Consider the following 8814-nt stretch of genomic DNA (forward strand, 5'->3'; position numbering starts at 1 on the left):
CACCTGCTATGCACACCGTGGTGGAACGCGAGCTGGAGCTCAATCTGGTGCTCTCGCCCGAGCGCAGCATCCCCGTCCCTGCCCGGCTGACGTACCGCACGGAGGATCCGTACGCGGTGCACATCAGCTTCCACATCAGTTCGGACACCCCGGTCAACTGGACGTTCGCACGCGAACTGCTGGTCGAAGGGGTGTTCCGGCCGTGCGGTCACGGTGACGTACGGATCTGGCCCACGAAGGTCGACGGCCGCAGCGTCCTGTGTGTGGCGCTCTCCTCGCCCGACGGCGACGCGCTCCTGGAGGCCCCGTCGTCGGCGGTGTCGGCGTGGCTGGAGCGGACGTTGCGGCTGGTGCCACCGGGCACCGAGACGGACCGGCTGGGAATCGACGACGGGCTGGCCCGGCTGCTCGCCCCGATGGCGGCCGACGATCTGTGGCTGCGGGACCCGTGGCCGTCGGACGAGTCCGCGGACGGCGAGTCCTGACGCCCGCCGCCGATGCCCGGTGCTCGTTCTCCGATTCAGTCGATGACGTAGGTGCGGGTGATGAATTCGATCGAGTGGCCGTCGGGGTCGTCCAGATAGACCCCGCGGCCGCCGAAGAGATGGTTGATCCGCTGCGGCTTCTCGTGCATCGGCCCGGCCCAGTAAGGGAGTTCGCGCTCCTTCATCCGTCCGAAGATCTCGTCGAACTCGTCCTCGGACACCAGGAAGGCCAGATGCTGGCTGACTATCCCCGAGGGCGCGTCGAGATAGTCGAGGGTGACCCCGCCGTCGAGCGGCAGGCTCGCGAACGGCCCGAAGGACTTGGGCTCGGGCTCGCCGATCAGCTCCGCGAGGAAGCGCGCGGAGGCGAACCGGTCGCGGCTGTGGACGATGGTGTGGTCAAGACGGGCGGGCACGGAACCTCCCGGGTCGAAGTGCGGTCACCTGCGACCGACGTCGCTTTCACGGTAGGCCGCGGCGCCCGGCCGGGCCATCGGACTTTGGCCGTACGACGTATGCCGCCCGGCGTACTCCGCAGGCCGTACTCCGCACGCCGTACGACCGGCCCGGTCGGGAACCCGCCGGATCAGAACAGCTTTCCGGGGTTCAGCAGGTCCAGCGGGTCGAACGTCTTCTTGATGCCCCGCTGCAACTCCATCCCGACCGGCCCCAGTTCGCGGGAGAGCCACTCCTTCTTCAGGACACCGACACCGTGCTCGCCGGTGATGGTGCCGCCCAACTCCAGCCCCAGCGCCATGATCTCGTCGAACGACTCGCGCGCCCGCCGGGACTCGTCCGGGTCCGAGGCGTCGAAACAGACCGTGGGGTGGGTGTTGCCGTCGCCCGCGTGGGCGCAGACGCCGATCGTGAGGTCGTACTTCTCGGCGATGCGGTCGATGCCCGCGAGGATCTCGGCGAGCCGCGAGCGCGGGACGCACACGTCGTCGATCATCGTGGTGCCCTTGACCGCCTCCAGCGCGACGAGCGCCAGCCGCCGCGCCTGGAGCAGCAGTTCGGACTCGGCGGCGTCGTCGGCGGGGACGACCTCGGTGGCGCCAGCCGCCGTGCAGAGTTCGCCGACGGCGGCGAGGTCGGCCACCGGGTCGGCGGTGTCGAAGGCGCAGAGCAGCAGCGCCTCGGTGGTCTCGGGTAGGCCCATGTTCGCGAGGGAGTTGACGGCGCGGACGGTGGTGCGGTCCATCAGCTCCAGCAGGGACGGGGTGTGACCGCGCTCCATGATCCGGCAGATGGCGTCGCAGGCGTCGGCCGCGGAGGCGAACTCGGCGGCCAGGACGAGCTGCTGGGGCGGCGCGGGCTTCAGCGCGAGAACGGCCTTGACGACGATGCCGAGGCTGCCCTCGGAGCCGACGAACAGCCGGGTGAGGTCGTAGCCGGCGACGCCCTTGGCCGTGCGGCGGCCGGTGGTCAGGAGGCGGCCGTCGGCGAGGACGACATCGAGGCCCAGGACGTACTCGGCGGTGACGCCGTACTTCACACAGCACAGCCCGCCGGACGCGGTGCCGATGTTGCCCCCGATGGTGCACGTCTCCCAGCTGGAGGGGTCCGGCGGGTAGTAGAGCCCGTGTTCGCCGACGGCGCGGGAGAGCACCGCGTTGATGACGCCGGGCTCGACGACCGCGATCCGGTCGACCGGGCTGATCTCCAGGATCCGGTCCATCTTGATCAGGGACAGCACGATGCAGCCGTCCGAGGCGTTCGCGGCGCCCGACAGTCCCGTACGGGCGCCCTGCGGCACCACGGGCACGCGCAGGGCCGTCGCGGTGCGCATCACGTGCTGGACCTGCTCGACGGTGCGCGGCAGTACGACCACCGCCGGGGAGCCCGCCTCGCAGAAGCTCGCCATGTCGTTCGCGTAGGAGGCCGTGATGTCCGGGTCGGTGATCAGGGCTTCGGCGGGCAGACCGGCTCTCAGCTCCGCGAGGAGGTCGCCGGTGGCGACGGGGGCTGGGGAGACGGGGGGCGCGTCCGCGACGAGATCATCCATGGTCCCAGCGTGGCACTCCGGGGCCATCGGTGTGAACCCGTCTGCGATCCACATCCACAAGGCCGGGTGTGGTCTTCGTATTGACGCACAGTAATCACATGAACGCCAAGAACACCATGAACACGCAGCACATGAGGCACATCAGACGGGCCGCGCTGGCCACCGGTGTGGGGGCGGTCCTCGTCGCGGGCGTCCTTGTGTTCGTACCGGACAGGGATCAGGGGCCGGCCACGCCGGGCCCCGAGGCGCGGGCCCGTGCCGCCGTCGGCGCGGGCGCGCCCGCCTCGCTGCCGGACGTGGCGGCACTGATCAGGGACCGGGAGGCGTGGCTGCGGGACAACCCGGGGGACGCGGGGTCCTGGGCGGTGCTGGGCGCGGCGTACGTGGAACGCGGCGGGCTGCGGGCGGACACGGCGTACTACCCGAAGGCCGAGCAGGCGCTGCGCCGCTCGCTCAAGGTCACCCCGGGTGAACGGCGCAATCCGGCGGCGACGACGGGCCTGGCCTCGCTGGCGAACGCGCGGCACGACTACGCGACGGCCAGGAAATGGGGCGAGGCGGTACGGAAGGCGGACCCGGCTCGCTGGACGACGTACCCGGTCCTGATCGAGGCGTACAACGGGCTCGGGGACTACCCGGCGGCGGGCAAGGCCCTGGACAAGCTGCGGGCGCTGCGCCCCGGCACCCCCCGGGTGCTGTCCGTGTCCTCGGCGGTCTACCGCGACCGGGGGTGGCGCGAGGACGCGGCGGCCAAGGCGGACGAGGCACTGACGAAGGCCGGCACGTCCGCCGAGAAGGCGGGTGCGCTGCACGCTCTCGGCGGGCTCGCGTGGGAGCGCGGCGAGCCGAAGGAGGCGCTGCGGTACTACGACGCGGCGCTGAAGGTGGCGCGGGACCACCATCCGTCGCTGGCGGGCCGGGCACGGGTCCTTGTCGCGCTGGACCGGGCGGACGAGGCCACCCAGGACTACCAGTCGGCCATCGCGGAGCGCCCGCTGCCCGAATACGCCCTGGAACTGGGCGAGTTGTACGACTCGTTGGGGCTGGACGGGGACGCGCGGAGCCAGTACACGCTGCTGCGGGACCGTACGACGCGGGCGCGGGCCGACGGGGTGAACGAGGAGCTGCTGCTGGCCCGCTTCGAGTCCGACCACGGCAATCCGCGGGCGGCGGTGGAGCGGCTGGAGTCGGAGTGGCGGCGCGGCCACCGGAGCATGCGGGTGTCCGACGCGCTGGGGTGGGCGCTGTTCCGGGCGGGTGAGCCCGGGAAGGCGTTGCCGTACGCGAAGAGGGCGACGGAGCAGGGGATGCGCAGCGCGCTGTTCTCGTACCACCAGGGTGAGATCGAGCGGGCCCTGGGGATGGACGGCCCGGCGCGACGCCATCTGGAGGAGGCGCTGCGGACGAACCCGCGTTTCTCGCCGCTGCTGGCGCCGAAGGCCCGTGCGGCGCTGGACGCGCTGGGCGAGTTGCCCGGCGGGGGTCCTAAGGACGTGTACGGGAACGGTGAGTACACGCCGCTGTCGCCGGCGCCCAGCGCACCGCCGAGAGGCACGGCGCCTTCGGCGGCGACACCGTCCGTGGCGCCCTCGCGGTCGGCGGCACCGTCCGCGCCGTCGGGCCCGTCCGTCCCGTCCGTCGCGTCGGTGCCGTCCGCGTCGTCGGCCCGTTCGGGGTCCGTATCCACGCCGACGGTGCCCGTATCGGCACCACCCGACGCCCGAAACTGAATAATCGCCTCCGCTGGGCCCGCGACTGGGTCCTGAGGCCCTGCGTCTGGGCCCGGTCTCGTCCTTAGTCTCCATTTCGCTCGGGGAAATGGTTGACGGCTTGGGCGAGGAGTCCGGATGAACGGCAGGGAGTGCGCACAGCGGTCACGACGCCGGCACGACAGAGGCCAGGGTGGTGTCGAGTACGTCGCCATGATCGGTGTCGTCGCCGCGATCATCGGGGCCATCCTGGCGCTGACCGTCCCCGCCGACACGGCCGTGGGTCTGCAGGACGCGGTGTGCCGGATCGTCAACGCGGGCGACGGCGGTGAGGGCTGCGACTCCGGCGACGGAGGCGAGGACGACGGCGGCGGAGGCGGCGGCGGGGACGGCGAGATACCCGAGGCCCCGCCGGGCGACCCCTTCCAGCCCGCCAAGTGCCTGCTCGCCCAGGATCAGACCAAAACCACGGTCGTCGTCCAGATCGCCTTCATCAAGATCAGCGGCTCCGAGCAGGTCAAGCTCCAGCAGTGGTCCGACGGCACGGTCACCCTGGAGCGCGTCGGCGAAGGCGGCATCGGTGCGACGGCCAGCATCTCGGCCGGTATCCCGGGTCTGAAGGACTGGGGCGGCAGTGCCTCGCTGAGCGGCAGCTATATGAAGGGCAGCGGCAGCGGCGGTCAGTGGCTGTTCAACGGCAACAAGACCGGCGACTCGCAGAAGGACCTGGAGCTGAACCTGGAGGACGCGAAGAAGTTCGCCGCGTACCTCAAGCAGAATGACGGTTGCCGCTATCAGAGCGGCTACAACCCCGGGGCGAACATGGGCGCCTGCCAGTCGGACGCGGCTTCCAAGAAGCCCGACCTGCCGCCGGAGCGGGCGCCGGACGTCGACATCACCAAGACCAGCACCGAGGTGTCGGGCGGCGTGAGCTTCGGCAAGTCCTTCACGAAGGGCAAGGGCGGCAAGGACAAGGACGGCAAGCCCACCGACCTCGGCAACATCTCCGGCGAATTCGGCACCGGCACCATGACCGAGGACGTCGTGGTCATGCGCGCCAACACCGGCCCCGACGCCGGCAAGATCACCTTCGTCTACACCTTCAGCGTCGACGCCAAGGGCGGCGAACTCGCCCAGGGCAAAGCCACCCGCATGCAACAGGTCGCCGTCACCTACGACGCCAAAACCTTCGACCAGGAGGAGAAGGACGGCAAGGAGCACCGCCCCGAGAAACTGGTGATCACCACCAGCGAGGAGAACGGCGCCGGCGGCGGCGTCCAGGTCGGGGCGGGCGCCAACGTCCCCGGCACACCGGTGACCATCGACGTCGGCGGCGGTGGCGGCAACATCAAGTCCCAGATCCACACCGAGTCCGCCGAGGTCGTCCTCGACAACGACGGCGACAGCAAGATGGTCGAGGACTGGCTGCGCGGCCGAGGCGACTTCCCCGCCAGCGACGCCCTGCCGACCCCCTCGGACGCGGCGGAGGCGCTGGGCAGCGACGCCGGACCGCTGGAACGCCTCCTGCACGACAAGGGCAAGCTCTCCCGACTGGACTACAACGCCAACACCGACTGGTGGAACGCCTCACTCGGCATCGGCTTCGGTGTCGCGGCCGGACAGTTGACGCTCGGGTTCAAGCTCTTCGGCATCGACATCACGCACGAGGAGAAGAACCAGACCATCACGGGCGACCCCACGTACGCCACCGGGCCCAAGAACGGCGGCGCGCGGCCCTGGGTGGAGTGGACGAACTGCACGAAGACGAAGCCGATCGCCTAGGGCCTGTCTTCAAAGTAGCGCCGTCCGCCCGTAGGGCGGGGCCTGCGGCGTCTGGTGCGGTGCATCGCAAGGCGGAGGATCGGCCTCGTACTGGGCGTACTTGGTCGACTCCGACAACGCAGGGGGCACCTCCCGTGGCCCCCTAGGGCCTACGGGGGAGAGGTGCCGTGCCAGGCGTCGCAGGCCAGGCGGGACTTTGAAGACAGGTCCTAGGGGGAGCCGGACCCGTTCTCGACATCGGACGCGGTGCCGTCACGCTGCCGTGACGACCTGGTTAACCCGGCCCCTGGCGAGGAGACATCCGGCACCTCCGGTGGCAAGATCGGCGCAACTCACACACCATGTGGCCTGTTGTCCGTCCCCCGCCCTGGAGGCGTCTTGTCCCCGCGCACCGTGTTGCCCGTCATAGCCACCGCAGCCGCACTCGTCGTCATGACGGGCTGCACAAGCACCAAGTCCTCCGGGTCGGACGGCTCGACGGTGGAGCTGGTGAACTCCGGAAAGCTCACGACCTGCACCCATCTGCCGTACGAGCCCTTCCAGTCCCGCCAGGACAACAAGATCGTCGGCTTCGACGTGGACCTGGTGGATCTGATCGCCAAGGAACTCAAGGTCACCCAGGAGATCGTCGACACACCGTTCGAGGGCATCCAGACGGGTGAGGACCTCAACGCCCGTAAGTGTGACGTCGCCGCCGCCGGCATGACGATCACCGACGTGCGTGAGGAGAACCTGGACTTCTCCGCCCCTTACTTCGAGGCCACACAGGCGCTGGTCACCAAGAAGGGCTCCTCCTTCGACTCCCTGGCCGCCCTCAAGGGCAAGAAGCTGGGCGTCCAGCAGGGCACGACGGGCGAGGAGTACGCGAAGAAGAACGGGAAGGACATCGAGACCGTCCAGTTCGAGGATCTCGCGCTGCTGCTCACGGCCGTGAAGACCGGCCAGGTCGACGCCGCAGTCAACGACAACGGTGTCCTCTTCGAGTACGTACGGAAGAACCCGGACACCGAGGTCACGGCCGAGTTCGAGACGGGCGAGCAGTACGGCGTCGGGGTGCGTACCGGCAACGACGCCCTGCGCGCGGAGATCGACAAGGTGATCAAGGCGGCCCAGTCGGACGGCCGTTACGACGCCATATACAAGAAGTGGTTCCCCGCCGCTCCCAAGAGTTAAGGAACCACCACCGATGTCCATGTCCCGCCGACAACGGACCCGCGTCATCCGGGGCGTTCAGTACGCCGTCCTGGTCGTGGTGCTGGTCGTCATCGCCCTGGCCGCCGACTGGGGCGAGATCCAGAGGGCCTTCTTCGACGTCGAGGTCGCCAAGGCCCAGTTCCCCGACATCATCACGACGGCGCTGGTCAACACCGTCATCTACACCCTGCTCGGCTTCGGGTTCGGGCTGGCGCTGGGGCTGCTGCTCGCACTGATGCGGCTGTCGCAGGTGCCGCCGTACCGCTGGCTGGCCGTCGTCTACATCGAGTTCTTCCGCGGCATCCCGGCGCTGCTCGTCTTCATCGCGCTCGGGTTCGGTGTGCCGCTCGCCTTCCAGGTGGCGCTCAACCAGTACGTGACCGTGATGCTGGCCCTGGGCCTGGTCGGCGCCGCCTACATGGCGGAGACGATACGGGCGGGCATCCTGGCCGTGCCCAAGGGGCAGACGGAGGCGGCGCGTTCGCTCGGTATGTCGCAGAGCCGCGCGATGATCTCGATCGTCATCCCGCAGGCTCTGCGGATCGTGCTGCCGCCGCTGACCAACGAGTTGATCCTGCTGACGAAGGACTCGTCGCTGGTCTATCTGCTGGGTCTGTCCCTGTCCCAGTACGAGCTGGCCAAGTTCGGCCGGGACGCCCTGAACCAGAACCGCAGCCTCACGCCGATCCTGATCGCCGGTCTCTGCTATCTGGTCATCACCCTGCCGCTCGGCCATCTGGTCCGGCGGCTCGAAGCGCGTACGGCAAGGGCGAGGTGAACGCGGTGGAGGAACCGGAGAAGGAGCCGGAGAAGGCAGTGCCCGCGGAAGCATCGGCGGAAGCGCCCGGGGAAGCGCCCGCGATCGAAGTACGCGGTCTGCACAAGTCGTTCGGCACGCTGGAGGTCCTCGCCGGCATCGACTTCACGGTCGCGCGCGGCGAGGTGGTCTGCGTCATCGGCCCGTCGGGTTCGGGCAAGTCGACGCTGCTGCGCTGTGTGAACCGGCTGGAGGAGCCGACGTCGGGCACGGTCCTGGTGGCCGGCGCCGAGGTCACCGACCCGGACGTGGACATCGACAAGGTGCGCCGCGGCATCGGGATGGTCTTCCAGTCGTTCAACCTCTTCCCGCACCTGACGGTCCTGCAGAATCTGACGCTCCCTCAGCGACGGGTGCTGGGAAGGGACAAGACGGAGGCGGCGCGGGTCGCCCGCGAACGGCTGGCCCGCGTCGGTCTGACCGACAAGGAGTCGTCCTACCCCGCCCAGCTGTCCGGCGGACAGCAGCAACGGGTCGCCATCGCACGGGCGTTGGCGATGGACCCGCGGCTCATGCTCTTCGACGAGCCGACGTCCGCGCTCGACCCGGAACTGGTCGGGGACGTCCTCGCGGTGATGCGCTCGCTCGCCGACGAGGGGATGACGATGCTGGTCGTCACGCACGAGATGAGCTTCGCCAGGGAGGTGGCCGACCGGGTCGTCTTCATGGACGGCGGGGTCATCGTGGAGGAGGGCAGTCCGGAGCATGTGATCGGCGCGCCGAGCCATGCCCGTACGAAGTCGTTCCTGTCCCGCGTGCTGGATCCGGCGGCGGCGCACATCAGCTCGTCCGACGACTGAGGACAGCCGCGCGGCCCCACGG

The 8814-nt window shown here is 69.7% G+C and carries 8 protein-coding genes; 6 read left to right on the top strand and 2 right to left on the bottom strand.

Translation table 11 applies throughout. The features are described from left to right. The first annotated feature begins 8 nt into the window (after positions 1-8). Positions 9-485, top strand: a complete 477-nt coding sequence (locus ACFUN8_RS27810) for an SsgA family sporulation/cell division regulator (protein ID WP_383643124.1) — start codon at positions 9-11, stop codon at positions 483-485. A gap of 35 nt (positions 486-520) precedes the next feature. Here ACFUN8_RS27810 and ACFUN8_RS27815 read toward each other — a convergent pair whose 3' ends face one another. Then, positions 521-901, bottom strand: coding sequence for a VOC family protein (locus ACFUN8_RS27815; RefSeq protein ID WP_383643127.1), 381 nt, complete (start codon positions 899-901; stop codon positions 521-523). Between the two features lie 170 nt (positions 902-1071). After that, on the bottom strand, positions 1072-2490 hold the full coding sequence (locus tag ACFUN8_RS27820; protein WP_383643130.1) for an FAD-binding oxidoreductase: 1419 nt from the start codon (positions 2488-2490) through the stop codon (positions 1072-1074). Positions 2491-2588: 98 nt separating this feature from the next. On the opposite strand from ACFUN8_RS27820, the gene ACFUN8_RS27825 reads away from it, so the two are divergent. From ACFUN8_RS27825 to ACFUN8_RS27845, 5 genes are all read left to right on the top strand, one after another. After that, a complete protein-coding gene (locus ACFUN8_RS27825; RefSeq protein ID WP_383643133.1) occupies positions 2589-4220 on the top strand; it encodes a hypothetical protein in 1632 nt (543 codons plus the stop codon). Positions 4221-4337: 117 nt separating this feature from the next. Then, positions 4338-5981: a hypothetical protein gene (locus tag ACFUN8_RS27830; protein WP_383643136.1), complete on the top strand. Its 1644-nt coding sequence runs from the start codon at positions 4338-4340 to the stop codon at positions 5979-5981. Positions 5982-6359: 378 nt separating this feature from the next. Next, a complete protein-coding gene (locus tag ACFUN8_RS27835) occupies positions 6360-7154 on the top strand; it encodes an ABC transporter substrate-binding protein (RefSeq protein ID WP_383643139.1) in 795 nt (264 codons plus the stop codon). A gap of 13 nt (positions 7155-7167) precedes the next feature. Continuing rightward, a complete protein-coding gene (locus ACFUN8_RS27840; RefSeq protein ID WP_382563269.1) occupies positions 7168-7953 on the top strand; it encodes an amino acid ABC transporter permease in 786 nt (261 codons plus the stop codon). A 38-nt stretch (positions 7954-7991) separates the two neighbouring features. Next, entirely contained in the window at positions 7992-8792 is an 801-nt protein-coding gene (locus ACFUN8_RS27845) for an amino acid ABC transporter ATP-binding protein (protein WP_383643143.1), read from the top strand. Positions 8793-8814 lie beyond the last annotated feature (22 nt).

Source organism: Streptomyces sp. NPDC057307 (assembly GCF_042667665.1).
In the GTDB taxonomy this organism is placed as follows: Bacteria; Actinomycetota; Actinomycetes; order Streptomycetales; family Streptomycetaceae; genus Streptomyces.

What these genes read in the sequence shown, in the direction of transcription:
- ACFUN8_RS27825 (WP_383643133.1), top strand. Translation starts at nt 2,589, where the DNA reads ATGAACGCCAAGAACACCATGAACACGCAGCACATGAGGCACATCAGA.
- ACFUN8_RS27840 (WP_382563269.1), top strand. Translation starts at nt 7,168, where the DNA reads ATGTCCATGTCCCGCCGACAACGGACCCGCGTCATCCGGGGCGTTCAG.
- ACFUN8_RS27810 (WP_383643124.1), top strand. Translation starts at nt 9, where the DNA reads ATGCACACCGTGGTGGAACGCGAGCTGGAGCTCAATCTGGTGCTCTCG.
- ACFUN8_RS27830 (WP_383643136.1), top strand. Translation starts at nt 4,338, where the DNA reads ATGAACGGCAGGGAGTGCGCACAGCGGTCACGACGCCGGCACGACAGA.
- ACFUN8_RS27820 (WP_383643130.1), bottom strand. Translation starts at nt 2,490, where the DNA reads ATGGATGATCTCGTCGCGGACGCGCCCCCCGTCTCCCCAGCCCCCGTC.